The sequence below is a fragment of the Phycisphaerae bacterium genome (genome assembly GCA_035275405.1).
Lineage (GTDB): Bacteria > Planctomycetota > Phycisphaerae > UBA1845 > UTPLA1 > DATEMU01.
On record DATEMU010000001.1, the window covers coordinates 235,291 to 262,211 of the forward strand.

The window sequence follows — 26,921 nt, forward strand, 5'->3', positions numbered from 1 at the left end:
CCCGGCATTCGGCCATGATTTACCTCGACTACAACGCCACCACGCCGATCGACCCCGCCGTCGCCGAGGCGATGCGGCCCTTCATCGAGTCGCAGTTCGGCAACCCCTCCAGCAGTCATCCGCTTGGCCGCGCGGCAAAATCCGCCGTCGAAAGCGCCCGCGCGTCCCTCGCCGCGCTCATGGGCGCGAAGCCGCACGAAATCATCTTCACCAGCGGCGGCACCGAGGCCAGCAACCTCGCGATTAAGGGCCTTGCCCGCCGACGGGGAGAGCGCGGCGGTCACTTCGTCACAACCGTCGTCGAGCACCCTGCGACGCTCGAACCGATGCGCGCCCTCGAGCGCAACGGCTTCACGCGCACCGAAGTCTCTGCTGACCCGACGGGCCTCGTCGATCCCGACGCCATCCGCCGCGCGATCCGTCCCGACACGATCCTCATCAGCGTCATGCACGCCCAGAACGAAGTCGGCACCATCGAGCCCATCGCCGAAATCGGCCAAATCGCCCGCAAACGCGGTGTCCTTTTTCACGTCGACGCCGCCCAGTCGATGGGCAAGCTGCCGGTCACTGTCGATGAAATGTCCGCCGACCTGCTCTCCATCGCCGGTCACAAGATGTACGGCCCCAAGGGCGTCGGCGCGCTTTACGTCCACGCGGGCGTCGAGCTGGAGCCGCTGATCCACGGGGCCGCGCAGGAGTCCGGCCGTCGCGGCGGCACGGAAAACGTCATCCTCATCGCCGGTCTCGGCAAGGCCGCGGAGTTGGCCCGCGAGCACCTTTCTCCCTCTCCCTCCCAGGGAGAGGGTCGGGGTGAGGGTTCGACAACGAGCAAGCACGACAGCGCAACGAGCTCGATCGACCGTATACGCCTCCTCCGAGACCACTTCTGGCAGCGCCTTTCGGAGGCCTTCGGCGACCGCATCTTGCTCAACGGCCATCCGACGCTCCGCCTGCCCAACACGCTGTCCGTCAGTTTCCCCGGCCACGTCGGCGGCGATATCCTCGCAAAAATGCCCGACGTCTGCGCCTCGACCGGCGCCGCTTGCCACGCGGGCGACGCCAAGCCCTCGCGGGTTCTCATGGCGATGGGCTATTCGCGCGAGCGGGCGGTTGGCACCATCCGATTTTCGCTGGGGCATCCGACGGGGCGGGAGGAGATTGACGCGGTCGTCAAGCAACTCGCTCAGGCAGCAGGCTAATAGTCTGTCGCCCGGGACTGCTGATTTGACCCGGGCCTTACGTAATTGACCCCGAGCTGATCGAATAAAAACGCGAACATATCAACGGTCTGCTCGATTCGCGCGTTGAGGGGCGTTCCCATGCCGTGCCCGGTGTTGCCGCTTGTGCGCAAATAGACGGGCGACGGGCCGCCCTGACCGGGGGAGACGCTCGCCTGCGCCGCCTGCATCCGCGCAGTCATCTTCCGGCTCTGCATCGGGTCTACTCGTGGGTCGTTCGCGCCCGTCATGAACAGGATTGCCGGATACTTGGTCCCATCCTTGACGCGATGATAGGGCGAGTACGCGTACAGCGCATCGAATTGGGCTTTGTCCTTGACCGTCCCGAATTCGGTGACGTTGAACGCCCCATTCGGCGAGAGTTCCACACGGAGCATGTCGTAGATTCCGACCGCCGAGACGACCGCCTTGCACAGGTCGGGCTGCTGCGTAAACGTCGCGCCCATCAGAAGCCCGCCGTTGGAGCCGCCGAAGATGGCGAGCTTGTCGCTTGTCGTGTAGCCCTTGTCGATCATGTGCCGGCACGCGGCCTGGAAGTCGTCAAAGACGTTTTGCTTTTTGGTCAGATTGCCCTCAAGGTGCCAGCGCTCGCCGTACTCCCCGCCACCGCGGATGTTGGTGACGACATAGATTCCGCCCTGCTCGCAGAAGAGCACGATCCGCCGCGAAAAGCCGGGCGTCTCGTTGACGCCGTAGCCGCCGTAGCCCCAGACCATCGTCGGTGCGGGCTTCTTGGAGTCGAGGACGTCCTTTCGCGCGATGATATTCAGCGGGACCTTAGTCCCGTCCTTGCTCGTGGCGAACTCACGCCGCACGGCCAGTTCCGGCATATACGGGGGAGCCGCCTGCTTCAGCGCCGTCGGCTCGGCCTTGGTCGCACTTCCACCGGCATTGAGTGTGTACCAAGCCGGTGGAGAGACAAAGCTGTCATTCAGGTAGACGACCGCGTCGCCCTCCAGCGGCTCCACGCGTTCTGTCGTCGAGATCGGCAGGGCATCGACCTTTCCATGGAGTTTGGCCTGACCGGCGGCGATCTCGAAGACGCGCAGCTCGTTCGGCCCGCCGATCTGATAGAGCACCAGCAGCCGGGACTTGGTCAGATAGATGCCGCCCCGGTCGGGAAAATAGGTCTCGATTGACGCGTCGCGCTGCTCTGGGACGACTTCCTTTGCGTCGACGAGTGCGGGCCGTTTGTCCTTGCTCAAGGCGAGGCGCAGCACCTTGCCCATCGACGCGTCCTTGCGGCTGACGAGATAGACTGCGTCATCGTGGCCGAACTTCGCTTCGACGATCCGGTCATCCCATTTGCTGATGCGGACCCATTCACCCGACGGCATGCGGATATCCTGTATGAACTCGCCGCCGTCGCCGTTCTGCACGTTGGTCAAAGCCCAGCGACCATCGGGGCTCACCTCAGCGGCAATCTCGGCAATCTTGGGATAGTCCTTGCCGGTCTGGAAGGTGTCGCCCTCGGTCGATGTACCGAGCTTGTGAAAGTAGAGCTGGGTATAGAAGTCCATGTCGGCGGCGGAGCGTTCGCCCTTGCGCGGGTAGCGCGTGTAATAGAAACCGCTGGAATCGGCCGCCCAGGCCAGCGCGCCGCCCGCCGTTCCGCCGTTGACGCGGGGAACCATATCGTTCGCCCGCTCCTTGCCCGTGGCGACCTCGAAGATGCGGGCGTCACCGGATTCGCTTCCGCCCGATGAGAGCGAAACGGCCAGTAGCTTGCCATCGGGCGACGGGACGAACCAGTCAAACGACGTACCGCCCTCCTTATCGAGCGTGTTGGGATCGACGATGACACGCTCGCCCTCCGTGCTCGTGAGCGACGATAGCGCGACGATCTGCGGCTGCTGCATGGCGGGCACGCTCTTGGCCGCGAAGTACGTCCCCGAGGCGAATCGAATCGCCAGGTACCGCGGCCCGACCGCGTTCTCCAGCTCCGTCACGCGCTCGCGGAGCGCGGGCACGCAGGCGATCTTGTCCAGGTAATCCCGGGCGTAGGTGCTTTGTTCGTCCGACCACTTCTTGACCGCCGGGTCCTCCCAGTTTTCCAGCCAGCGGTACTCGTCCACGACCTTTACGCCGTGATACGCGTCGGTCACGGGCTTCTTGGCGGCGTCCGGCGGCGCGGCGACGGCCAATGCGGGGACGAGTGCGGCGACAACGGTGAGAATCGGGCGGGACATAGGCGGCTCCTCAAAAGGCGTGAGATTAGACGAACCTAAGCTCGACTATCTTCGCGCGCCAGCCGCTTGACTGCAACTACTTGCCCACCTTCCCGCTCACGGGCTTCGCCTTCGCGCCGGCGAGGTTCGCCAGGCTCATCTCCGGCCACGGGGCCGGACCAGCGCCCGGTCGTAGTGAGCCGAAGGCGGCGGCGAGCACGCGGAGCGGGGCCATCGCCTTCTTGAAGAACGAGATCCGTGGGACGAGGCCGTTGTGGCGAAAGAGGAGAGCAGTCACGTCGTCGTCTTCGAGGTTGCCGGGCCGTATGGCGGCGATCGCCGCCAGCAGCCGCTTGATAAACTCGCCCGGTTCGCTCACGTCGATTCCGCGGACGATCTCTAGCAGCCCCGGCGTGCCCAGCCACTCGCCCTTCTTATCCTTGGCCTCGATCAGAGCGTCCGTGTAGCACAGGACCATGTCCCCCTCGCGGAGTCGCAGGGCGAATTGCTCGTATTGCGTCATGTCGAGTATGCCCAGCGGCATGTTCGACGGATCGCCGGAGGACGGGCTGCGCGCTTGCTCCAAAACCTGCCACGTGCCCGTCCGCGCCTCGTAGAAAAGCGGTGGCGGGTGACCGGCGTTGCAAAGCGCGAGGCTGTGTGTCGGGCCGAAGAACGTCGCGGCGACCGCGGTCGCGAAGCGCTGCTCCTGGGCCAGGGCGATGAACTCGTCGTTGAGCGCCCGGACAAACCGCGTCTGGTCGATGTAATTCACGTAGCGGCGCATCAGCGACCGTAGCTTGCCCGCCGTCTCGCTGACCGCCGCCCCGTGGCCACTGACATCGGCGACGAGCAGCCGAGTGATGCGCCCGGTCGCACAGGAGGAGACATAGTGCACGTCGCCTCCGCCGGTCGCGTCGCCGTGCGGGCGGCTGTACACCCAGGCGTCGAGACCGGGCATGATGACGCCGCTGTCGGCGGGCTGGTTTCCGCCCCAGACTTCCATGCACTGCATTGTCTGGGTGTGTGGGTCGGGCATTGGAAAGGTCCGTAGAAAGCGGTCTTCGGGATTGTACGGCAAGAAAAACATCGTCGCCTCGAGAGGTTGGATGCCGAGAGGCTGACGCGGTTACCAACTCCAGGCGGCCTAATCCGTTTTGCGACAGACGACTTCGGTTTTCTCAATTCTGACGCCCCGAACCGGCACGATATCCCGGGAGGGTCTCGGAGATAGAAGGCTGTCGCTTGATGGATGGAAAGCCCGACGGTCAGCGCCGTCGGCGCCCCCGAATCAAGAGGGCGGGAAGGGTGAATAAGGCGAGGACGGACGGCTCGGGGACCGCGATGTATTGGACGTTGTCGATGCCGATGTAGTCGGAGCGTATCCCGCCGGCGCCGGCGTTTTCGACGAAGTACCGAAAGGCGAACCGACCCAGGGTCGGATTCACCAGCCCGGTGATGGTGTACACGTACTGGGTCCACGATGTCGGATAGGAGCCGGGGCCGCTGAGCAGGTACGTTGGATTAATGTCCAGCGCCAAATCGTAAGAACCGACGTCGGTCGCCGAACTGCCGACCGAGGTGCCGTTGCCCGCGAGGCTCACACGAAGTTGCAGCCGATCCGCATAGCTCGGAAAGGTCACGGTACGAGTCCAGAAAGAAATCGTGTCGCCGTTGTTAAACACCCGCGCCGGAGCGAACATCCAGTTGCTGATCGTGTCCATCGCCCCGGGATTATCACCGGTGTTCGCGAAATTCGCGGCGATGTACGACGCGGGGGTGCCGGATTGTGATCCGAAGAATGGCGGGTCTTGAGCCACGCCCTGAAACCAGCCGGTCTGACCGGGCGCGTTGCTCAGATTGGTTGACGCGTTGAGCACCCATCCCGCGCCGGTGAGCGAGGGGCAGTTGCTGAGCGTGCCGGAGCATACGCTTTCATAGTTTTGCGAGAAGCTCTGCGCGCGTACGGTCGTTGCGTATAAACCAATCACGAGCGCGGCAGCCCACCGACCAGCGCAGGGGATCAGCCCGTGCCTTTCGCCAAGCCTAAAGGGGGCCTTGCTCAATCCGATACCCTCTCCTCGCGCGGCGCGCATTTTTTGTGCACGCCGACCACGGCGAACCGTGTTCGGATGCCGTCAAACGTCGTGAATAATTGAACAGGCAGGGCGCTTTTTCCCCCAACTGTTCGTCCTGCAATATGTTATCGCCCGCCGCCGAGGGAAGTCAATCCCCGCCTCGTCCGAAAGGCCGTGGTCACGGGTCCCGATTGACCCCGAGCGGCAGGGTGCGATAAGCTCGGCGGAAAATGAGAGCCAGTTGAACGAATTACGGAGTGCTCCACCATGATCGTGGATTGTCACACACATATCTGGGAGTCGCCGCACCAGTTGGGGCTTGAAGGGGGTCAATCGCCAGGCCGGGGGCAGCGCGGCGTGCGTACCCCTTTGGCGGGGGGGTGGCCTGATGCCTCGATGCAAAGCCACTATCTGGCGAGCGAGCCGGTGGATAAGAGCTTTGTTTTGGGATTCAAAAGCCGTTACCTGGGCGCTGAGATCCCCGCGGAGTTGATCTCGAATTACGTCCAGCAACATCCGGAAAAACTGGTGGGCGTCGCCGCGATCGACCCCACCAACCTGCCGGAGGCACTCGCGGACCTCAAGCTCGCCCATGATGAGCTGGGAATGAAGGCGATCACGGTCTCGCCGGCGGCGCAGGATTTCCACCCTGCCGACAGCCGGGCGATGCAGGTCTTCGCGGAGGCTGCGCGGCTCAGGATGCCGGTACTCATCGACCAGGGCGTCCATTTCAGTGTCCACAGCAAAATGGAGTTCGGCCGGCCGGTCCTGCTGGACGAAGTGGCGCGCGAGTTGCCGGGGCTGAAGCTGGTGATTGCCCACATGGGGTATCCCTGGGTTGAGGAATGCGTGGTGATGCTCGGCAAGCATCCTAACCTCTTTGCCGACATCAGCGCCCTGATGCACCAGCCGTGGCAGGCGTACAACGCGCTCCTGTCGGCGTATCAATACGGCGTGATCGACAAGCTGCTCTTCGGCAGCGATTTTCCCTACACCCAGGCCACGACCGCAATCGAGTCGCTTTACCGCATCAACCAACTCGTAACCGGCACCAATCTGCCGACGGTTCCGCGGCCGCATCTGGCCTCGATCGTGGAGCGCGATACGCTGGCACTGCTGGGCCTGGGACCGCCCACGGCCGCAACGGATCCCGCGGCTGGCGGGACGCTGGTCGACGCTCATGACGCGTAAATTTTTCGCCGCGATTCCGGAGAGGATCCGAGGGGCGCGAGCGGCGCTCGTTTCGCTGCTGATCGTCGGGGGCTGTCAATCGCCGGTGACGCAGTTTGAAGTGGTTTCCTTCCGCTCGACCGCGCCGGAAGTCTACCGCGAACAATTCGACGCGGGATACTACTGCGTCAACGCCGATCACAATTGGATGTTTGTATTTGAGATTGAGCCGGTGCAGGTTCCGGTGACGCCGGAGGTCGTCGGCGAATCGGCGGCGACTCAACCCAGTGACGCGTCCGCACCCGACCAGGAACTGTGGATGTCGCAGGTCCTGCAAGTCGAAGTCTTCTGGAAGGCGCAGCCGGGCACAAGCTTCGCGGAGCGCAGCCAGACCAACGCAAACATTGTCTATTGTTTGACGACCGGCGCGGGAAGCATCACCTACGAAGGGGCGGGTTTCGTCTGGTTTGCACCCTCGATGGACAAAAAGTCTATGCGCGGGAACATTGAATCCGCGACGCTCTATCCCGCGCGGACCGTCAAGGAACCGCCGGACCTGTTTGGTCCGTGCCGGCTGACCGGGGAATTCACGGCCGTCGAGGATCGCAAGCGCGTGGTCGAAAAAATGCGCGAGGTTCGCCGCAGGGTGGGGCCGCCGGTCACAAGCAACTAGCGAAACGATTGAGACTAAACTTCGACGATTCGGCGCGGGGTGAGGAACACGAGCCAGCGTTTCTTCGCGTCCGATTGCCACACCGCCTTGACCGCGGCGGCGTAGATGCCGAGCTGACCGCGATACTCCTCCACGCGCGCGGGCACCTGGGCGGCGTCGATCCCGTCGGTCTTGTAATCGAGAATCTCCCAGCCCTCGCCGCTGTCGAAGAGACCGTCGAGGATTCCGCGGACAAGCAGGACGTCGTCCGTATCGACCCTTCTTGCGCCGGGCTCGTAACGTGAGGGGTCCACGCCGATGACAAAAGGCCATTCGCGGAGGACCCGGGTCTTCTCCTGTCGCAGGCGTTGCCCGAGCGGCGTCTGAAAGAACCAGGCGATGGCGTCCAGATCAATCTGCGCAGCCTGCGCGGCGGTATTCAGGCCGGCATCACTCAGAGCGCTGAGTTGGCCCGCCAGGTCCGCCGCGTCACAGGGGCGACGGAAATCGACGCGCTGGAGGAATTCGTGCGTCCATGTCCCGCGCGCTGTCGGGTCAACCTGTGTCGCCGGATGCAAACTCGAAGGCGGGCGGAAGCGATCGCCGGAGTAAGCTGCGGCGTGCGCCGGCGCCCAGGTCGCAGTCGGCTCGTCGGGATCGACCATGGCGTCCCAGCGTCGTTTCAGGGTTGTCGCCGCCGCAACGGCCGGAACCCGCGTCAAGGCCATCGCGGGATAAGGCGTCACTAAGCGGCGTTCGATGGTCCGCACCAGTTCCGAGAAGTCAGAATCCGGCGCGGGCGTCGGGAGGTCTCCTAGCGCGGCACACTTCTCCAGCAGTTCTGTATGCCGCGTGGGCGGCGGTACCTCCAGCTTCCAGTCTTTCATGCACTGGAAATCGTATGTACATACCGCGAAGAGCGGGGCGCCGGAGACGAGATCGGCCGGCGTGAGTTGCACCATGGGCGCCGGTTGACAGGCCAGTGCAGCGAGTGTCCAGTCCATCACGCTGCCCGCCCCCAGGCGGTCGGAAAGCGGTAGCGGGCCTCTATGAGCGGCCAATCGGTCGCGAAGTTCTTGCAGACGGTCGAGCGCGTGCGAGCCGACGAGGATAATCCGCTGCTTCGCCCGGGTCAGCGCGACGTAAAAAATGCGCAGTTCCTCGGCGAGGGATTCGGTGCGAATTGCCCGGGCAACGAGTTGGTGCGGAAGCGTCGGATAGGTGATGCGGCGCTCGAGATCCACGGCCTTCAAGGCCAGTCCAAGTTTGCGGTCGAAGAGAATGCTGCCGCGCGCGTCCTGGAGATTGAAGTCCTTGCCCAGTTCGCCAAGAATGACGATGGGAAACTCCAGCCCCTTACTGCGATGGATGGACATGATGCGAACCACGTCCCCCCCCGGCGCGGCGGGGGTGCCCGGTTCGAGGTCTTCACCCGCGCCCTCCAGGCCGTCAATGAACCGGAGGAAGCGATAGAGACCCTGCCGCCGGAATCCGCCGAATTGCCGGGCATATTCATGAAGCTGCAGGAGGTTCGCGCGGCGCCGGCGGCCGTCGGCCAGGCCTTCGGCATACGCGAGGTAACCGCTTTCTTCGTAAATCTGCCAGAGCACATCCGCAAGCGGACGGCGGCGCGCGCACTGCCGCCAACGGTCGATGCGCTCGAAGATGTTCGCCAGTCGCGGGCGTAACGAAGTGTCGCTGCCGCTTCGCGCGTATTCGGCGACGGCGACGTGGAAACGAGCATCGGCGTCCGGCCCGCGCGCCGCAATCCGAATGGCGACCAGCTCGTCGTCGGTCAAGGGTTGTCCGAAGAGCGGGGAGCGAAGCACGGCTGCCAGGGGGATATCCTGCTGTGCGTTGTCGAGGAGGGTTAGCAGGGAGAGGAGGTCTCGCACCTCGCGGGTTTCAAAGAACCCGCCCGCCGTGTCCGTGTAAACGGGAATGCCCGCGCGGGAGAGCGTCCGGGCGAAGGCACCGACGCGGGCCTTCATGGAGCGGAGAAGAATAACAATGTCGCGGTACGCCGCGCCTTCGGCGACAAGTGCCTTGATCCGTTGGGCGACGACGTAGGCCTCGCGCTCAATGCGCAACCAGTCCGCCGCACCACCGTCGGTCGGTTCATTGTCCTCGTCTTCCTCTTCGACGGCGCCGGGTTTATCTTCAAGCAGGTGCAGTTCAACGGGCGTCGTTTCGTCGACGGGCTTGCCGGGGGGGCAGGGACCGGGGCGAAGCCGGGCCGCATCGTCGTAGTCGATGCCTCCCAGATCCGCGGCCATGAGCCGTTCCATGAGCGCGTTGATGGCATCGAGCAGTCGCGGTCGGCTGCGGAAATTCTCGACGAGGTCGATGGCGGCCCCCCGATCACCGCCAGGGGCGAATTGTCCTCGGCGATTCAGAAACAGCATCGGCTCGGCTAATCGGAAGCGATAAATACTCTGCTTGACATCGCCGACGGTAAAGAGATTCGCCGGTCGATCGGCCTCGGCTTCACGGCTGACGAGGCGAAGGACGTCGGCCTGGACAGGGCTGATATCCTGAAATTCGTCGACCAGCACGTGCTGAAAACGATCGCGCAGTTGGGCTGCGACGTGGTTGGACTCATCGGCCAGCAAATTCCTTGCCCGGCGTTCGAGATCGCCGAAGTCCATGACGCCCAGACCGGCCTTGGCCTTCTGATAGGCGTCGCGCACCGCACGGACCAGCGTCACCAGAATCTCAGCTTGTGGGCGGATTCTCGCCAGCCCGTCCGCCCAATCAGCGACGGTGAACGGGCCGAGGCAATCGCAGAGTCGCTTGCGAAAGAGGTCGTCGCGGATAGTGTACAAGGTTTCAATCGCACCGAGCGCGGCCCGATCCAGTTTATCGCTCCGGCGGGGGATCTTCGGGAACTTGTATTTGCCAATCCCTTCGTGGCAAACTGCGTCGAGCGTTCTGTCGTCGGTTGATCGGCGCAATTGAGAGCGCCATCCGTCCAGAGCGGCGGCGAATTCGGCCAGGCTTTTGCGACAATCCTGCACAGGCCCCGTCGCACTAGTCATCGCCGCCAAATGACTTTCGACCAGCCGCGATAGCTCGTAAAGCTCCCGGTCAATGACGTCGGCGAGGCGCTTACTCCAGACGTCCGACAATCCGCGGCCGCCCTCCGCCAGCGCATCAAGCGATTGTTGCAGCCACGCCTCGGGATCGACAATCGAATTGAGGAATTCATCGATTTGTAGGACGCATTCGATCAGTGCCTGCTCGCTCGTCGGGCCATACGCGCAGACGAAGTCCACAAACGCCTCGCCTTCCGCGTCTTCGCGCCGGCCGTACTCGTCGAAAACCTCCTGGGCGGTCTCTTTGCGCAGGAGACGGCCGTCGGCGGGGTCGAGCAGCGGCATCAGCGGATCGAGATCGGCATGAGCGAAGTATTTGCCCAGAATCTGGCGGCAGAAGGAGTGCAAGGTGGAGATGGCCGCACCGTCGAGCAGGGCGAGTTGCCGTTGCAGCCAGGGATTCGCCGGCGTCCGGGCCAGGCGCGACCGCAGGGCGACGGCAATTCGGCTGCGCATCTCGGACGCCGCCGCGTCGGTAAACGTCACAACCAGCACGCGATCGATGCCGCAACCCAGTCGCGCGTCGGCCCCCAGCGCCGCGCAGCGCTCGGCCAATACCGCCGTCTTGCCGCTTCCCGCCCCGGCGGAAACCAGCACGCTGCGATCGATCGTCGAGATCGCGCGGCGTTGAGTATCTGTCCAGAGAATCTCACTCATCGCCCCGGCCCTCCTGCGCGATCCGTTCCAAAACTTCCGCGCGGCTCATTTCGTCGAGGGCGTGGGCGCGGCGGGCGGCGTATTCGAACCGGCAGACGGACGTGAAATGGCACCGCGTGCAGGCGATCGTCTTGCCGTGCTGAGATGGACGGACGGCGATGGTGCCCGCGATCCAGTCCTCCGCCAGTTGCGTCATTTTCCGCCGAACGTGATCGAGAAGTCCGCCAAACGTTTTGTCGCCCACGGCATCGGAATGCTCCACATTCCCCAGCTTGCGATCCTTTGTCCGAAACACGTTGAAAATCCTGCTTTGACCGCAGTCCAAGTTAGGATCGAGGTGGTCGATCCAATCGAAGTCCACGACGCCGCGCGGCCGAAAACCCTTATGCGGATCGAAACCGTCCTTCTCGACTTCGCGAGGGTGCTTGACGCTCTTGAGGCCGGCGAGCAGCGGGAGGAAAAATGCGCCGCCGGGAATGATCCTGCCCTTCCCCAGCGCGCCGCCGTGATCGCGCAGGACGAGCAGGTAGGCGAGCAATTGCAGCGCCAGACCGTGGTAGACCTCGTCGAGGCTCAGCCGTTTCCCAACGGAGCGTTTGTAATCAAACACGACAGCGAGGTGATCGGACCCGGCGGGCAGGAGGTCGACGCGGTCGATGACGCCGCGCAGACGCACGACGCCGTGGGTCGTCGTCAGTTCCAGCGACGGCAGCGCACCCGGGGCGTCCGTCCCGAAGGACCGCTCGGCGAGTTTGGGGCGCAGCGGCGTTCGGGCGATGGAAGATCGCTGGCCGGCCACGGCGGCGGAGAGGTCGCGTCGACCGCGGCGAATCGTCATCCGGCCCTGGGCCTCCTCCAGGCGAAGCTCCTCGGCGTACTCTGGCACGATCTTTTTGCAGAGCCGGAGCAAACTGCCGGCAATGTCCTCCGGCAGAACGTCGGCAAGCGACTTGCCGTTATCCATGAGTTCAACCACGAAATGCTCAAGGACGCGATGATAAATGCGGCCAAGATCCATCGGCGTCAGTTCGTGCGCCGCGCGCGGCTCCAAATTAAGCCCCCGCGCGGCAAAGTGCTGGAATGGACATTGCGCGAACTGCTCCAGTCCGCTGACGCTGGTGCGATAGGGCTTGCTCCATAGCGCGTTGGCCATGGCGGGACTGAGCCGTGCTTCCGGAGGCGTTCGCAGGGCCGTCATCGCTGCGGCCAGCGGCCCGCGCATCGCGCCATGCCTGCGCGCCCACTTGTACAGGGCGAGCCACTGCCCGGCGGCCTCCGCCGCGAGCTTCTCCTCGCAAAATTGCCGTAATCCCGCAGCCAGTCCCCCGGCCAGTCCGCCGACAGTGGAGATCGAACGCGGATCGATCGCCCCATCGTCGGCCTCGCTCTCTTCCAACTTTTCAACCGAAACATCCGGCAGCGCTGCCCGGATCGCGGGCCAGTAGGGCGACGGCGGCAGCGGGGATCCCTTCTCATCCGCCCGCGGAAAGCTCACCCATAGGAACTCACTGGGCCGCGTCACCGCGACATAGGCGAGCATTCGCTCATCGAGAAGCTGCCGCGCGCGGGTCTGCCCGAGCGCCACGCCGGCCTCTGCGAGCTTGGCCCGATCGTCATCGCCGAAGATGGAATCCTCACCGACGCGGTGCGGAAACTGCCCCTCGGCCATACCCAATACGAAAGCGGCGCGGACCGGCGGATGGCGGCTGCGCTCGATCGAGCCGACGAGCACTTGATCGAGTGTCGCGGGAACGAGGCCAACCGTGAACTCAGACAGACCGGTTTCGATGATTTCCTGAAATTGCCGGCCGCTCATCGGCTCGTCGCCGAGGGCGGCGATGGTCTCATCGAACAGCTTCACAAGATCCGCCCACACCTGCTCGTGTTCCTCGGCCTCATCCAGTTCGCCGCGGGTCGCAGCGGCCTCGCACCAGCGGGCCAGGGTCATGCGTACATCGAGCCGCTCCAGCAGGGCGTAGAGTTGGGCGATCCAGTCGCGGCAGGGGGCATTCGGCGTTTTCGAACCCTCCCCCCGGCCCTCTCCCTGGGAGGGAGAGGGAGTGCTCGGCCACCAGTCGCCGATTCGGTCCATAAGGGCCCGGCGCGAATGATTGACCTCCGCCAGGGCGCGGACCGCCGCGGGCGTCGCCGAGCGCCGGCGATCACCGGGCTGGGCGGGATACGTCCAGTTTTCTTCCCAGGAGGCGGGCGTACAAAGCCCGTGGGCCAGTTGATAGTTTTCCAGTGCGTCGGCTTCAGCGTCCGGCAAACCGCACAGACCAGTCTTGAGCAACATGGCCATGGCCGCATCGAAGGGGCCGTCGGCCCGCATAGTGACCGTCGCGCGGACGAGTTGCACGAGCGGGTGATGGTAGGTCTGGCGACGCCGATCGATGAAAAACGGGATGTGGTGCGCCGCCAACTCGGCGGAGATCAAATCGTGGTAGGGCGTCAGATCGCGGACGATGATGGCGATGTCGCGGAATCGCAACGGGCGATCACCTCGCTGTACGAGATCGACGATCGCCCGCACGGCGGCGGCGACTTCCGCGCGGCGGTCGGGGGCCTCGAGGAGCCGGGCAGAATTCGGAATTCGGAATTCGGAGTGCGGAATCAGGGAAGAGCGCCCGGGCATTGGCGCGAAGAGATGACGTTCCAGGCAGGCCAGGCTGGGCGCGTTCGCGAATCGCGGGCAGTTCTTCTCGGAAAGGAGGATCGGTTCTTCGATCGTCACTCCGGCATCTCGAATGGCCCGCGCGAGGTGAAACCACGTTCGCTCGGTGCGGGCAAAGAGCGAAACGTCGTCGGGCTCGACTTCGAATTCGCCTGCGCGCCGGTGATCGGGATCCAGGAGCAGGGCCAGGTCGATATGCGCGACCCGCTGCGCCAGGGCGACGATCATTCGCATCTGCTGTTCCGTCAATCCCGCGAATCCGTCGATCCAGACCCGCGCCCCCCGCAGCCACTCAATCGCGTCGAGCCGCGCCCGCGCCAGATCGAGCACGCTCTCCGGATCGACGCGATCGTCGCCGAGATAGTCGAGATACGCCCGCAGAAGCAGGGCCATGTCGTGCAGCCGGGGGGCCGACGGATCGCCCGCCGTCTCAGCCGCTTGCGCCGCCCCGTCGAGTTGATCGACGGTCACGGCTTCCTGAAGCAACTCGACGATCCCGCTCGAGACAGCGGCAATGAATCCCGGCCGCTCGGCGACCTTGCCGAATTCGCGGAGGCGTCGACGATGCCGCTGGATCAGCCGTCGCAGCGCCATTTGCCGGCCCATCGGGGTAAGCGGCGTCGGAATCGGTCCACCGATCCTGGCCTCGCTTAGGATTCGATGGGCCAGCCGCCGAAAGCTCAACACCTCGCAGCGACCCAGCGCCCCCGACGGCGACCGCGCCAGAAGTCCGCGCTCCATTTGCAAGGCGGCCTGTTCGGGGACCAGCAGTATCAGCTGGGGGCCGTCCGTGAGACTGCGGGCCAATTCCTCGCCGATGCCCGCGAGGCATCGATGCGTCTTCCCGCTACCTGCCCGACCGGCAATCAGGCGAACCGCCATGAAGAAAACCTACCTGTGCTTGGATACCCGACGCCGTCACAACGGATGCTAGCGCAGCAGGATTGTGAGCGACGATATAGAATGAGCGTCGCCGCACTGACGGTCAAGAAAGTAACCTGGCACGAACGAGTCGGAGGCCCTTGCCCCCATGTCTGTCGCCCTGCTTGCCGCCGTGCCCGAATGGATCACCTATTTCTATCAATTCACGTCGTACTTCATCCTGTTCCTCGCTGCGGTGATCTCCACCGCAACCGCCACGCCGATTTACATCCTCCTCGCCACGCGGCTGGGCTGGGTCGACCAACCCGGCGGCCGAAAGCGTCACGAACGCGCGACTGCGACCATGGGCGGTGTCGTGATCTTCCTTGTCGTGACGGGCGGAACGCTGGTCGCCCTGAACCTGGAAAACCTCGTCGGCGAGCGGCTGCGTGAAAAGGCCGCTTACGTTTACGGCCTGCTGGCCTGCACGGGCTGCATGGTCCTCTTGGGAATGGTGGACGACCGGCATCAGATTCGGCCGAAGATCAAGCTCCTCGTGCAGACCGTCGTGGCCATCGCGGCCGTTTCGCTGGGCTTTCGCGTCCAGGCGATCACGCTGCCGGGGTTTGATTCGGTGGAATTGCCGGTCGCCGTCGGCGTACTGGCTTCCCTTCTCTGGATCGTCGGGATCACGAACGCGATCAACTTGACGGACGGCCTGGACGGACTGGCGGCCGGGATTTGTTTCCTCGCCTCGGCGGTCAACGCCATCGTCGCGATCTGGCTGGGCAATCACTACATGACGGTCATGATGGTGCTCCTGGCCGGCTCGCTGCTGGGGTTTCTGCGCTGGAACTTCCACCCGGCCCGCGTGTTCCTCGGCGATACGGGCTCTCTGTCGTTGGGAATGTTTCTCGCCCTGGCCTCGCTGCAATCCGCGCAGAAGGCGCACACAGTCGTGCTGATCCTCGTGCCGCTGTTCGCCTTGGGATATCCGATCTTCGACACACTGCTCGCCGTTGGTCGCCGGATGGTGCGGGGCCAGCCGCTCTTCGCCTCGGACCGCGACCACATCCACCATCGCCTCGTCGATCGTGGCCGCAGCCCGTCGGCGGCGGCGATCCAGATCTACGCGGCGAGCGTGATCGTTTGCGTGTTGTGCCTGGCGGCCATGACGGCGCACCATTTCGTACTGGGGCTCATCATCCTTGGTGTCATCCTCATGGCCCTGTTTTCGGCACGAGTCCTCGGCTACTTGGAATGGGGCGGATGGGCAGCCCGGTGGTCGGGTCGCCAGGAGACGAAGGTCCTCCATGCGGCGGCGAACCTGGCGCGGCTAAAGATCGCGCAGGCGTCCAACCCCCAGGAGCTGGTCCGGGCGCTGGCCATCATCGCGCCCGAAATCGGCTGCCGGGAGATCGCCGTCACAGTGGAGGGGGCGGAGACGTCGTGGATAGAACCAGGAATGCTAGACGACAAGGGCCAGGGATTCGAAGTCTCGCTATCCAAAGGGCGAAAGGTCCGGTTCACGTTATCGTCGGATGGTGAACTCGATGTTGAGCGGCGGTCCTTGGTTGAGGAACTGGCCGGATTGGTAGGCCAACGTCTATCCACTCAATGAGTGAAGCCTTAATAATAATTGTCGCTTTTGCCGCAGCGTATTGTGTGGAGGCATGGATTTGGTGGGTACGCCGGCTTGGGCACGCGTCGCGCGCAGGCAGAAATTCCATGCCTTATCTGGCGGAGCAATTCGTCTTAGACATCGGAATAAACTGGCACTACAGAGAGGGCAGGCGGGTCGCGTTTTTTGGCTGCCTCATTGCCATCTCGATTCTCCTATTGCGACACTTTCTCAGCGTCCCCGGCTGGATTTGTTCAATCATCATCTTGACCACGTGGGTCTGGCTTAGATTGCTCCTTGAAAGACTACGAATCAGGCGATTCGCATGGACAAAGAAAGTGGAAGCGATGAATTACGAAATGTGTCTCAAGTGCGGATATCCCCTAATAGGACTGCCTTCAGTACACTCTTGCCCGGAGTGTGGACGATCATACGATTTGTACGACGTCAAACTCGAATGGAGTCGTAGAATAAAAGAGGCGGAGAAGGAGAGACTAACCCTGTAGACTGTTTTCATTCCGGTATCCCCAACACCGGCCGCTTCATCCTCCGATCGATGAAGGTGACAAACGTATTCATGATCAGGATCGCCCAGTAGCACTCCCCCTCCACGACGCCGTAGAGGCGCATAAAGATTGTGATCACGCCGACGCCCGCCCCGAAAACAAGCTGCCCCAGAGCCCGCATCGGCGTCGACGTCATATCCCCCGCCAGCAGAAACGCACCGAGCATCAGTTGCCCGGCCGTCAGGTGGTAGAGCACGTAAGCCATGCCCACGGCGCGGCCCTGTTCGACGGCGAAGATTGGCAGCCAGTAGTATCCCTCGCCCTCCGTCCCGATCTTGACCGGCAGAATCGCCGCCGCGATGCCCGCCGCCGCCAGCACCGCGACCGGCACGTGCCAGCGCAGATAGCCGCGGTAAATCAGGTACAGGCCCGCGACGATGAGTGCCAGTGTGCACGTCTCGCCGATCGCGCCGGGAACGGTTCCCAGGACTGTGTCGTGCCAGGGAGGCAATGCATCTCGGAGCAACGGCTCAAAGATCATCTCGTCGTCGGGTTTGATCTTCCCGTCGGCAAAGCGGCGCAAGGCTGAGACCGGCGGCTCCAGGAGCAGCGCGTCGCCGGGGGCGGTCTTCGGCTCCAACGTCCAGCCCTGATACTCCGACATCTCAATCCGCCGGGCCGAACCCAAGTCGCCGGTGAAAAGATGGCCGCGCGTCAGTAGGGGGATGGCGACATTCTGACCGGTCATGGCCAGGCTGTTGACGAAGAGCATCTGCACGGCGACGCGGCCGACGAGCGCGGGGTGCCAGAGGTAATGACCGAGTCCCCCGAAAAGGACCTTGCCCACAACGATGGCGATCATCGAGCCCATCGCGGCGATGTACCATGCGGCGGTCGCGGGAAGCGTGAGGGCCAAAAGCAGGCCGATCAACCCGGCATGGGTCAGTCCGCCGACGACCGGCCGGCCGCGAGCGAAGGCAATGGCGAAGTCGGTGACAATGGCGGCGCTGACGGCGGAGGCGATGACAACCAGTGCGGCGGGACCGAAGAGCGCGACTCCCCAGACCGCTGCGACCGTGGCTGCAAAGGTCCAGGCGCGGAGGATATCATGGTGGGAATGACCGCTGATTCGATGCGGCGGCGCGTCGGGCGACAAGATCGCGGGCAACGTCATGATGGCTGCGCTCATGTCGTGGGCTTATCTCTTCGTGGACGCGAAGCGGCGCTGGGTACGCTCAATGGTCTGCGAGAGCGGCAGCCCGGCCGGGCAGACGTAGCTGCACAGCCCGCACCCAATGCAGGCCGAAAGCTCCGCGAACGCGTCCGCCGCGCAGCTCGGTTGTGATTCTAATTGCACGAGCGCCGGTGGATCGAGACCGATCGGGCAATCCTCGACGCACCAGCCACAGTGGATGCACGGGATCGGGCTTCGCCAGTCGGCGCCGGAGAAAAACAGGAGCGCGGTCATGTCGGCCGACACGACGGAGTCCCCTCGCGAAAATGCCGTGCCGGTCAGTGGGCCGCCGCTGATGACGCGAGCCATCTCGCCTGAATCGCCGAGCCGTTCGGCGAGGTGCGCGATGGGCGTGCCGATGGGAACTCGGTAGGTTCCGGGTCGCGTAATGGCATCGCCGGCGATCGTCAATAACGTGTGCGTCATGGGGCGGTTGTCAAAGATCGCGTCGGCCGCCGAGCGAACGAGCGCCAACGGGAGAACGACGGCGCCGACATCCAATCCGGTTCCGCCGGGCGGCACTTCCCGATCGAGCAGTGTTTTGATCAAGATTGTCGGGTGGCACTGGGGGTAACAGCTCGCCAAGGGCACGACTTCGACAAACCGGCCCATCGCCTCCGACTCGATGCGCCGCGTAACGCGCCGGTGCCGATACGGAATGGCCAGGATCACCCGGCGAACGCCCAGGGCGTCGGCAATCTCGCACGTCGCGTCCACGATGCGCCCGGGCTGTTCGACGATCGTCCGCAAGTCGGCCGTCAGATAGGGTTCCGTCTCCATCCCATTGACGATCAGATCGGTCACCCCGGCCGCCGTGGCCTGCCGGATGACGACGTGGGCCGGCCCGCGCGGCTGCGGACCAACGACACCGTGTTCGGCGAGCTGCGCAATAAACGACTCATCGCCCCAATCCCAGGCATGGTGATACGCCTCGTCCTGACCGTCGGGTTCCAGGATCGCACATGGCAGGTAGCCGTCATGGGCGGTCCAAACACGGTCGAGCCGGGTGATCGTGCCGGAGGTCGGGGCGTGAACAGGCACCGAGTCGGTCGAAGTCGGCTGCGACAAGCGCTGACCGCGAAGCACGCGCTCGCCGGGCTTTACCAGTGAAGAAGTAGCGAGGTCCTGGCGGACCTGGAGCGGGATGTGCATGGGAACCGAGACCGCCAGCGTCTCGCTCAGGCGGCGCGCGGTGATCGCCTTATGGTCCGGCAGAAAGAGGCCGCCGTCGAATCCACGGCGCGGCCCCAGCAAATTGAGCAACAACGACATCGGTGTGTAACTCAGGACTGTCGGTTAACGAGGCACGAAGCTAACCGTGATGTGCAGGATGGTCCAGTAGAGGAAGGATTCCGGGGCCAGGAGCCAGGCCAGTGAGGAAGTGCGATCCAGCCCAATGGTCCAGACCAGGCCAATAGCCATTAACACGACCACCATGCCGATATGCAGCGTCTTGAACCCGCGGACGCTGGTTCGCATCCATGTCCACCAACCTTGTGAGGGCGCTTTTGGGGGGTGCTTCGCGAATTGGTACGCCGCGAAGATGTACCAGGCGACGACGTGAAAAAGGATGAGCGAGTACGCCCGCGCCGTGAGTATGAGAGAGAGGCCTAGGACGGCGGCGACGCCGAACATGACCTTGAAGAGGACGGCGTGATTGCGAAACAGAGTCTGCACGTCGGGATACTTGAGCCGGGCGGCGAAATGCCGGAGTACGATGGCAAATCCCACCGCGGAAAGCACGAACGGTGTCACACTCAAGGCGATTCTGAGCGGCAGGGACATGGAACCGTCCAACCAGGAGGCGTTCAGCGTCGCCCAGTTCGCCAGGGCCGAAGTCGGCTCCGTCAATTTCTTGTAATAGAGCCCGAAAGGGATCGGCGCCCATACGAAGGCCCCCATGGTGAAGACGATCAGCCCGGTCATCCAGCGCACGAGCCCCTTAAACGCCGTCTTGTCGGCGATGGGCGCGGCCTCGCCGAGGACGGTGTAGAACATTGCCTCGTCGCGAAGTTCGTGGACGAGGAAATAGAGATAGACGCCGCTGTAGAGGAGTAGATTGGCCTTTCCGCCGCCTTTCCAATAGAGGGTGCACAACGCCGCCCCGGCGATGAGCAGCCCTGCGGCCCACAGCCGTTGCCGCAGGTTCTGGTTCTTCGGCGAGGAGATCATGAAGAGAAACCCGATGACGATGTGCGGGATGGTGATGTAGCGCATCGCCGCCTCGGACGCCTCGCGAATGAAGCGGATATCGGCGGGGTGGCGGTGCAGGATGCTCCGCTCGAAGTAGTAGCCGCACCAGAAGATGAACACGATCGCCGCGGTATAGAGACCGGCGCGGAGGAAATTCCGCTCGGTCACGCCGAGTCGGGCGCGTTCCGGTCGGGCGGCGTAGTCGAGTGCAATCGGTGGAGAACTCGTCCCGTTGGCCATGTGCCGGTTGACTCCCAATCCAGCGAGGGTGCAGCAGCCCGTCCGTAGGCTGCCGACGAGTGACTTATACGATAGCCGAAGTATGCGAAGAGGCAACCCGTATCGCCGCGCTATTCCTCTTCCGCCGCTTCCACGAGTTCGGCTGCTTTTCGCCCGCCGATAAAGCCCAGCTTGGACGGCGATCCGAGAAACTCGATGATCCGCTTACCCGTCCGCGTTCGCGCCTTCTCGGTAAACGCCTCAACCGCCTTGCGAAAGGGCAACTCGGAGCGAAACAGGGTACGGTAGGCCTCGCGGACTTCGTTGATTTCGTCGGGCTTGAACTCACCGGACCGGCGAAGACCGATCGCGTTGTACCCGACGCACTGCGACTCGTGCAGCGTCTTCATGTAAGGCGGCACATCCTTGGTCACGCGGGCCCCGCCGCCGACCATCACATATTCCCCGATTCGCGCGAATTGGTGGACCAGGACGTAGCCGCTGACGATGGCGTTGTCGCCAATGATGACGTGTCCGGACAGCCCGGTGCAATTATACACCTTCACGCCGTTGCCCAACTCGCAATTGTGGCCGATGTGCGCGTAGCCGAGAATAAAGCAGTTCTCCCCGACGATCGTCGACGACTCCGGCTGCGTCCCCCGATGGATGGAGGCGAACTCGCGGATGATCGTGCCCGCGCCGATGCGGCAGTACGTCCGCTCGCCGCTGAAGTGAAAATCCTGCGGCAGGTGCCCGACGACCGCACCGGGATGGATCTCGCAGCGCTCGCCGATCTCCGTCCAGCCGGACAGGTAGGCGTTCGGATAAATCTTGACGCCTGCACCGATCTTGACCGGCCCCTCGACGACGACGTGCGGGCCGATGTCAGCGGAAGGATCGATCTGCGCCTGTTTATCGATGATGGCGGTGGGGTGGATGGGCATCTGGTCGGCGTACTCCTGAGTCCAACTCGGAAATCAATAGCAACCGGATTCTAACTCAAGCCGGCCCCTATGACGAGTGCGGAAAGCGGTTGTACCGGCTATAATCGGGCCATTGCCGCACGGAGTTATCGAGAGTGACCGCACCCAACGTCTCCTTTGTTTCCCTCGGATGCCCGAAAAACCTCGTCGACTCCGAGAAGATGCTCGGCCTCCTTGCTGAGGCGGGGTGCGGGATCGTCGGCGATGGCGGGGCGGCAGACGTCGTCGTCGTCAACACCTGCGGCTTTCTTTCGGCGTCGCGCGACGAGGCCATCGAAGTGCTCAAGGAGGCCGCCGCACAGAAGAAAAGCGGCGAGGTCAAGCGGCTCGTTGTCGCGGGCTGTCTCGTGCAGCGCGACGGTCAGGGGCTGGTCGACGCCGTGCCCGAGATCGACGCGCTAGTGGGCGTCAATAATCGCAACGACATCGTTCGGGCCGTATTGGGCGAAAAATCAAAAAGTCGCAAAGTCAAATCGAAGATCCACCGTGGCGGAAAATCAAAACAAGAAAATAAGAGCACATCGGAAAACGGCCGCACCGTGTTCCTCGGCGAGTATCACTCGGCGTCATGGATCGACGCGAACAAGTCTGATCGAGCGCGCCTGCGGTTGACGCCGACGCACTACGCCTACCTGCGCATGAGCGAGGGCTGCAACCAGAAGTGCACGTTCTGCACCATTCCCTCCATCCGTGGACCGATGCACTGCAAATCCGTCGACGAGATCATGGCCGAGGCCCGCGAGCTGATCGACGACGGCGCCGTCGAACTCAACCTCATCGGACAGGACACGACCAGCTACGGCATGGACATCGGCTACGAGCCGGGGCTATCGGGACTGCTGCGCGAGATGAAAACGCTCGATGGCATCGAGTGGATTCGCCTGATGTACGCCTACCCTTCGGATTTCGCGGATGAAATGATCGACGCGATCGCCGATTGCGACAAAGTCGCCAAGTACATCGACATCCCGCTGCAACACATCAACGATCGCGTGCTCAAGGCGATGTTCCGCCGCGTTACGCGAAAAGAAACGGAGGTCCTGCTCGAGAAACTCCGCAAGCGAATTCCGGGCGTGGCGATCCGTACGACCTTCATCGCGGGTTTCCCCGGCGAGACCGACGCGGAGCACCGCGAGCTGTGCGAGTTCGTCCGCGACTTCGGTTTCGACGCGATGGGTGTATTTCCCTACTCCAGCGAACCGGGCACACCCGCGCATCGGATGAAGGGTGCTTTGCCGCAGGAAACCGTCGAGCACCGCGTCATGGAACTGATGCAGATCCAACAGGAAGTCGCGTTCGCCAGAGCCGCCTCCGCCAAAGGCCGATCGTTGCGCGTAATGATTGACGATTTCGGAAAGGACGGCGTCTATCCCGCCCGCCACCAGGGCCAGGCCCCCGATGTCGACAGCGTCACCTACGTCGAGGGCGGCGAACACGATCCCGGCGAGTTCGTCAACGTCCGCGTGACGGGTCACGGCGGCTACGATCTGCGAGCCAGGGCTGTCACAATGGGCCTGCCCATCCTTCGCTAAATACAAAACAACTCAGTCCGCCAGCACCATCCCCGCGTCAATGAGGAAGTGGATCAGAATCAATACTTCCAATCGGCGCTGTTTCATGAGTATGAATGGCACGCCGAATGCTAGGCCCGCGAAGGCGTAAACCACGCACATTTGGACGCTCCGCGGCGTACCGTGAATGAAGAGAAACGATACGACGGTAATGGGAAGCGCCCGCCACGGCGAGCCCACGATGCGAGTCAGCCGCGTAATGGCGAAGCCGCGAAACAGCACCTCCTCCGTCACGCCGGCCGTGAAGGCGACAAAGATGACAAATAGCCGCTCGGGCGTCGAAAGCGGAATCATGAATTGCGGTTTGGAGCGCCCGATCCGCGGCAGACCGTCAGGATAATGAAGGCCGGGCGCAACGAACGCCGCGGCGATAAGTGCGGCGAGGATCGTTGCGAAGACCCACCACCAGCGCCGATACCAGCGCCAGTCCACACCGATCGACGACCACGGCTCGCGGTTTTTCTTGAGCGCCAACCAGACGAAGCCGAGCGGCACCCAATGAAAGGCCAGCACGAGCAGCCAAAAATACCACCAATGCGCCCGGCTGCCTCGGAAGATTTCGTGGATCAGAGGACCCACATACCCCGCACAGTACGCTGCCGGGTAAGCAACCAACGCGAAAAACAACGCGAACCACGTCCAACTATCCAGTTTTCGCCTCCGCGCCGGTAGTCCGTTATCACCTTGAATCGCGATAACCATGTGTTTCTTCGTTTGCAGCGAGTCGTTCACAATTACAAAAAACAGTCAATTCTCGGACATTTGCACGCGACGCATCTGCGCTCAGCTTCGATGCGCGCCAGCGCTGCCCATGATAATGACCGTTTGACCTCACTGACAATTGACATTGGCCGTCATATTTGAGTAAGATGGGAGCATTCTCAAGGGGTCGTATCGGGGCCCGGGGCATTCTCAGTTCTGGTTACGAGTGCCAATGCAACGGTGGTGGAGTTAAGCCCGCACCGTTCCAAGAATCGATTTTCGGAGGGTGAATTCAATGAAGCCGTTTTCCGTCTGCAAGAAATTTCTCTGCCTTTCACTGGTTCTGGCAATCGCCGCGTGCGACCCGGTCGCCGTGCCCACGCTACCCATCGCGACTCCGTCGCCGACACCGACTGCCGAAGTGGGACCGCGGCCGCGCCTCCCCAAGAGCGTCACCGGCTTTCTGCCGAAGTCCTCCTCGGCGCACGCTCTCACGGTGCCCTGTTCATCGAGCAACGGGCCGGCCATGGTCACAGACAAGCCTGATTACGCTCCGGGCGAAATCGCAACGCTGGCAGGTTGCGGCTTCTGGGCGGACGAGCCGATCGACATCAGCGTTTCCATCGACGATCCCATTACCGGCGCGCATATCGGCGACTACGACTGGAACGTCGAATTCACCGACGCCAATGGGGCCTTTAGTACGCAATACCTGATTCCACAAGAAGCCGCCTGGATGATCCTCACCGCCACGGCGATGGGTTACGAATCTGGCCTCATTGCCACCGTTACCTTTACTGATCATCCCGGCAGTAATTTCAGCCTCGCCGGGCCACCGGCGCCGTCAATGACCAAGACCGACGGGACGGGGATCGTCTCGATCTCCGTGAATGTCGCGCAGACCGGTGGCGCCGCCATCGCGCTCAACGGCGTGAAGGCCCGCGGAACGACGGCCGATGGTGTGGACGAGGGAACGCCCTTCGACGGCGTACTGTCCAAAGCGGGCGGAGGCTACGGCACCTGGACAGGGTCTTTCACTGGTATCGCCGGACGAACCTATCGATTGAGTGACGTTGAATTAACCCTGGGCGATGGACACCTGCCGACACCCGGCATTTCCCCCAATATTCTCTTGGACATCCCCGCCTGCAATACGGCGACCGTCGCAACGTGCCCCGTCGATGTCGACGAAGGGGACACCACCGTCTCGGTTTCAGCGTCCCTGACTCGAACCGCGACGTTTGCGTACACCACACCGGCCGGCGCTGTGAATGATGGCGCGGTCACCTTTACCGTCACCCGAGACAGCGACGCGATGGTCATGGGAACCCTCTCCGGCGTGGCCGTCTCCAGTGGAACGACCGGAGCTCAACTGGTGACCGTGGCGGCTCTAACCTCCGGCGCCTATACACTGAGCGCGGTCTACACGGGCAACACGACGGCCTCCCCCGGCGGAATCCGTCACGCCAACAGCTCTAATTCCTGCGGCTTCAATGTCGCGTCCAGTTGTACAGCGCCCACCGGTGTGACCATTACTGCTCCTGCCGACGGCGCCGAAATCGAGGCCACCAACCACCCCGACTGTGACGAGGCCGACGTGACGGTCACGGCTGAGGCGATCGGTGGCACTGCTCCGGTCACCCTCACCTACAAACTCGACGCCGGCGCGTTTCAGGCCTCGTCCACTTTCCTCGCCGTCGGGCTCGGAGCGCACACGATTACCGTGAAGGCCACGAACGCCTGCGGCAGCGCGGAAAGCTCCATCAACTTTACCATCGTGCCCGAAGAGGAGCCGATCACGTTCGTCGACATCACCAGTCCGGCGGATGGCGCGGAATTCGTCTCCTGCGACCCGGTGGACATCGCGGTCTCCGCGGATCACGACGGCACGGACGTCACGTTAACTTGGTACGTAGACAATGTCGAAGTCGTGCCGGTCGCCGGGCAGATCAGCGTCGCGCCGGCCAACCCGCCCACTGGGGCGCGGACCCTTAAGGTCGTGGCCAGCAATAACTGCACGCCGGTGTCGCCGCAGGATGAAATCACCATCTACGTCCGGGGGATCCCGGTCAGCGACGTTACGATCAGTGACCCGACTGCCGACCAGGTGTTCACCGCCGCGAATTGCACGGATGCCGAAGTGATCGTGAGTGCTTCGGTCAATGCCGACGCCTGCGAGCCTGTTACGTTCACTTACAGCCTGGATGGCGGCACTGCCCAGGCGTCGAACACTTTCACCGCCGCCCTCGGCTCACACAGCGTCATCGCTACGGCGAGTAATGAGTGGAACACGACCCCGGTGGATAGTGACGCCGTGAGTTTCTCGGTAAAGGCCGAAACCGAAGTCACCATCGACCCTCTGCCCGCCGACTATGGCGCAGGGTCGTGCGAGCGAACCGTTACCGGCACGCTGAAGGATTCCTGCGGCACGGCGCTGGTAGGCGAAACCGTCACCCTGCTCGCCTCTATCAATGGCGGGTCGTTTGATTCTGTGGGTTCCGATACGACCGATGGCAGTGGCGCGTGGAGCGTCACCTGGGGCGGAAGCGAGAACCTCATGCCCGGCAGCACGGTGCAGTATCGCGCGACTTACGCCGGCAATGATTCCTACTTCCCGGATGACTCGCCCGATAGCGACTTGGTTCTCGTTCACTATGTCTGGGGCGGCGTCGGCCCACCGCTCAGCGAGACGACCGTACGAAAGGTCAAGCGCGGCAGCACTGTGCCGGTGAAGTTCAGGATCTACGACTGCGATGGCGCCGAAATCTGCACGAACATCGGCCTCGCCAACGGTGGCAAGCACACCGTCGCCCTCTACTACAACGCCAACGCGGTCCCGTACGGCGACGATACCTGGGAGGATGCCGGCAGCAGCAGCCCGAGCGGCACCGACTTCCGCTATAGCGGAACGTGCGGCGACGGCCAGTGGATCTTCAACCTGAACACCGGCACCGCGCTGCTCAACTGCACCTACAAGATCGTCATCAACCTGGACGACGGGAGTTCCCACAACGTGTTTATTTCCATCGTCCGTTGACATGGAGGTCGGCGCCGGCTCAGCGGGCAGTGTAAAGTGTCAGCGCCAATCGGCGGACGCCGATCAGAAAAGCGCCGTGGGGTCGCAGCGCGTCTCAAGTACGTGGCCCGCGGACCCGCCGTCGGCGCTGGCAGTATTCCCATTGCCTACCACGGTTCCCCCAACCCCGCCGACCCGCCGCACGCACCCCCTCCCGACTCGGCCTGCCTGGGCGACGCCGTGATGACACCAACGTCCGGCGCTCCGCCGACTCCGCCATCTA

The 26,921-nt window shown here is 63.3% G+C and carries 16 protein-coding genes; 6 read left to right on the forward strand and 10 right to left on the reverse strand.

Annotated elements, in window-relative coordinates:
- The first annotated feature begins 14 nt into the window (after positions 1-14).
- Complete coding sequence (locus VJZ71_00920) at positions 15-1,199, forward strand: cysteine desulfurase family protein (protein HKQ46612.1); 1,185 nt, start codon at positions 15-17, stop codon at positions 1,197-1,199.
- Here the strand turns inward: VJZ71_00920 and VJZ71_00925 are convergent.
- From VJZ71_00925 to VJZ71_00935, 3 genes are all read right to left on the reverse strand, one after another.
- Positions 1,196-3,427 (reverse strand): prolyl oligopeptidase family serine peptidase, encoded by a 2,232-nt coding sequence (locus VJZ71_00925; GenBank protein HKQ46613.1) that lies wholly within the window; start codon positions 3,425-3,427, stop codon positions 1,196-1,198. The two genes, VJZ71_00920 and VJZ71_00925, sit on opposite strands and share 4 nt — an antisense overlap.
- Positions 3,428-3,503: 76 nt before the next feature.
- Positions 3,504-4,445 carry a PP2C family protein-serine/threonine phosphatase gene (locus tag VJZ71_00930; GenBank protein HKQ46614.1) on the reverse strand — a complete coding sequence of 314 codons (942 nt, stop codon included), beginning with the start codon at positions 4,443-4,445 and terminating at the stop codon, positions 3,504-3,506.
- Between the two features lie 229 nt (positions 4,446-4,674).
- Positions 4,675-5,397, reverse strand: a complete 723-nt coding sequence (locus VJZ71_00935; protein HKQ46615.1) for a choice-of-anchor J domain-containing protein — start codon at positions 5,395-5,397, stop codon at positions 4,675-4,677.
- Positions 5,398-5,751: 354 nt separating this feature from the next.
- Here VJZ71_00935 and VJZ71_00940 point away from each other — a divergent pair, with 354 nt between their 5' ends.
- Together VJZ71_00940 and VJZ71_00945 are read left to right on the forward strand one after the other, a co-directional pair.
- On the forward strand, positions 5,752-6,675 hold the full coding sequence (locus tag VJZ71_00940) for an amidohydrolase family protein (protein ID HKQ46616.1): 924 nt from the start codon (positions 5,752-5,754) through the stop codon (positions 6,673-6,675).
- The gene (locus VJZ71_00945) at positions 6,665-7,327 is read left to right on the forward strand and encodes a hypothetical protein (GenBank protein HKQ46617.1); all 663 of its coding nucleotides are present in this window, start codon (positions 6,665-6,667) and stop codon (positions 7,325-7,327) included. Before VJZ71_00940 ends, VJZ71_00945 begins: the two co-directional genes overlap by 11 nt.
- A 14-nt stretch (positions 7,328-7,341) precedes the next feature.
- Here VJZ71_00945 and addA read toward each other — a convergent pair whose 3' ends face one another.
- Both addA and VJZ71_00955 read right to left on the reverse strand, forming a co-directional pair.
- Complete coding sequence (addA, locus tag VJZ71_00950) at positions 7,342-11,058, reverse strand: helicase-exonuclease AddAB subunit AddA (protein HKQ46618.1); 3,717 nt, start codon at positions 11,056-11,058, stop codon at positions 7,342-7,344.
- Complete coding sequence (locus tag VJZ71_00955) at positions 11,051-14,614, reverse strand: PD-(D/E)XK nuclease family protein (GenBank protein ID HKQ46619.1); 3,564 nt, start codon at positions 14,612-14,614, stop codon at positions 11,051-11,053. Before VJZ71_00955 ends, addA begins: the two co-directional genes overlap by 8 nt.
- A 148-nt stretch (positions 14,615-14,762) precedes the next feature.
- Between VJZ71_00955 and VJZ71_00960 the strand changes: the two genes are divergently transcribed.
- Positions 14,763-16,214, forward strand: a complete 1,452-nt coding sequence (locus VJZ71_00960) for an MraY family glycosyltransferase (GenBank protein HKQ46620.1) — start codon at positions 14,763-14,765, stop codon at positions 16,212-16,214.
- A 513-nt stretch (positions 16,215-16,727) separates the two neighbouring features.
- On the opposite strand, the gene VJZ71_00965 is transcribed toward VJZ71_00960, so the two are convergent.
- The 4 genes from VJZ71_00965 to lpxA form a co-directional block, all read right to left on the reverse strand.
- Positions 16,728-17,909, reverse strand: coding sequence for an RnfABCDGE type electron transport complex subunit D (locus tag VJZ71_00965; protein ID HKQ46621.1), 1,182 nt, complete (start codon positions 17,907-17,909; stop codon positions 16,728-16,730).
- A 9-nt stretch (positions 17,910-17,918) separates the two neighbouring features.
- Positions 17,919-19,226, reverse strand: coding sequence for an RnfABCDGE type electron transport complex subunit C (locus VJZ71_00970; GenBank protein HKQ46622.1), 1,308 nt, complete (start codon positions 19,224-19,226; stop codon positions 17,919-17,921).
- 24 nt (positions 19,227-19,250) lie between these two features.
- Positions 19,251-20,387, reverse strand: a complete 1,137-nt coding sequence (locus tag VJZ71_00975; GenBank protein HKQ46623.1) for a hypothetical protein — start codon at positions 20,385-20,387, stop codon at positions 19,251-19,253.
- A gap of 110 nt (positions 20,388-20,497) precedes the next feature.
- Complete coding sequence (lpxA, locus tag VJZ71_00980) at positions 20,498-21,310, reverse strand: acyl-ACP--UDP-N-acetylglucosamine O-acyltransferase (protein HKQ46624.1); 813 nt, start codon at positions 21,308-21,310, stop codon at positions 20,498-20,500.
- Between the two features lie 134 nt (positions 21,311-21,444).
- Here lpxA and rimO point away from each other — a divergent pair, with 134 nt between their 5' ends.
- Positions 21,445-22,881, forward strand: coding sequence for a 30S ribosomal protein S12 methylthiotransferase RimO (rimO, locus tag VJZ71_00985; GenBank protein ID HKQ46625.1), 1,437 nt, complete (start codon positions 21,445-21,447; stop codon positions 22,879-22,881).
- Positions 22,882-22,893: 12 nt separating this feature from the next.
- On the opposite strand, the gene VJZ71_00990 is transcribed toward rimO, so the two are convergent.
- Positions 22,894-23,622: a CPBP family intramembrane glutamic endopeptidase gene (locus VJZ71_00990; GenBank protein HKQ46626.1), complete on the reverse strand. Its 729-nt coding sequence runs from the start codon at positions 23,620-23,622 to the stop codon at positions 22,894-22,896.
- Positions 23,623-23,917: 295 nt separating this feature from the next.
- On the opposite strand from VJZ71_00990, the gene VJZ71_00995 reads away from it, so the two are divergent.
- Complete coding sequence (locus VJZ71_00995) at positions 23,918-26,659, forward strand: PxKF domain-containing protein (GenBank protein ID HKQ46627.1); 2,742 nt, start codon at positions 23,918-23,920, stop codon at positions 26,657-26,659.
- Positions 26,660-26,921: the final 262 nt, after the last annotated feature.

What these genes read in the sequence shown, in the direction of transcription:
- VJZ71_00920 (HKQ46612.1), top strand. Translation starts at nt 15, where the DNA reads ATGATTTACCTCGACTACAACGCCACCACGCCGATCGACCCCGCCGTC.
- VJZ71_00925 (HKQ46613.1), bottom strand. Translation starts at nt 3,427, where the DNA reads ATGTCCCGCCCGATTCTCACCGTTGTCGCCGCACTCGTCCCCGCATTG.
- VJZ71_00930 (HKQ46614.1), bottom strand. Translation starts at nt 4,445, where the DNA reads ATGCCCGACCCACACACCCAGACAATGCAGTGCATGGAAGTCTGGGGC.
- VJZ71_00940 (HKQ46616.1), top strand. Translation starts at nt 5,752, where the DNA reads ATGATCGTGGATTGTCACACACATATCTGGGAGTCGCCGCACCAGTTG.
- VJZ71_00945 (HKQ46617.1), top strand. Translation starts at nt 6,665, where the DNA reads ATGACGCGTAAATTTTTCGCCGCGATTCCGGAGAGGATCCGAGGGGCG.
- addA (HKQ46618.1), bottom strand. Translation starts at nt 11,058, where the DNA reads ATGAGTGAGATTCTCTGGACAGATACTCAACGCCGCGCGATCTCGACG.
- VJZ71_00955 (HKQ46619.1), bottom strand. Translation starts at nt 14,614, where the DNA reads ATGGCGGTTCGCCTGATTGCCGGTCGGGCAGGTAGCGGGAAGACGCAT.
- VJZ71_00960 (HKQ46620.1), top strand. Translation starts at nt 14,763, where the DNA reads ATGTCTGTCGCCCTGCTTGCCGCCGTGCCCGAATGGATCACCTATTTC.
- VJZ71_00965 (HKQ46621.1), bottom strand. Translation starts at nt 17,909, where the DNA reads ATGAGCGCAGCCATCATGACGTTGCCCGCGATCTTGTCGCCCGACGCG.
- VJZ71_00970 (HKQ46622.1), bottom strand. Translation starts at nt 19,226, where the DNA reads ATGTCGTTGTTGCTCAATTTGCTGGGGCCGCGCCGTGGATTCGACGGC.
- VJZ71_00975 (HKQ46623.1), bottom strand. Translation starts at nt 20,387, where the DNA reads ATGGCCAACGGGACGAGTTCTCCACCGATTGCACTCGACTACGCCGCC.
- lpxA (HKQ46624.1), bottom strand. Translation starts at nt 21,310, where the DNA reads ATGCCCATCCACCCCACCGCCATCATCGATAAACAGGCGCAGATCGAT.
- VJZ71_00990 (HKQ46626.1), bottom strand. Translation starts at nt 23,622, where the DNA reads ATGGTTATCGCGATTCAAGGTGATAACGGACTACCGGCGCGGAGGCGA.
- VJZ71_00995 (HKQ46627.1), top strand. Translation starts at nt 23,918, where the DNA reads ATGAAGCCGTTTTCCGTCTGCAAGAAATTTCTCTGCCTTTCACTGGTT.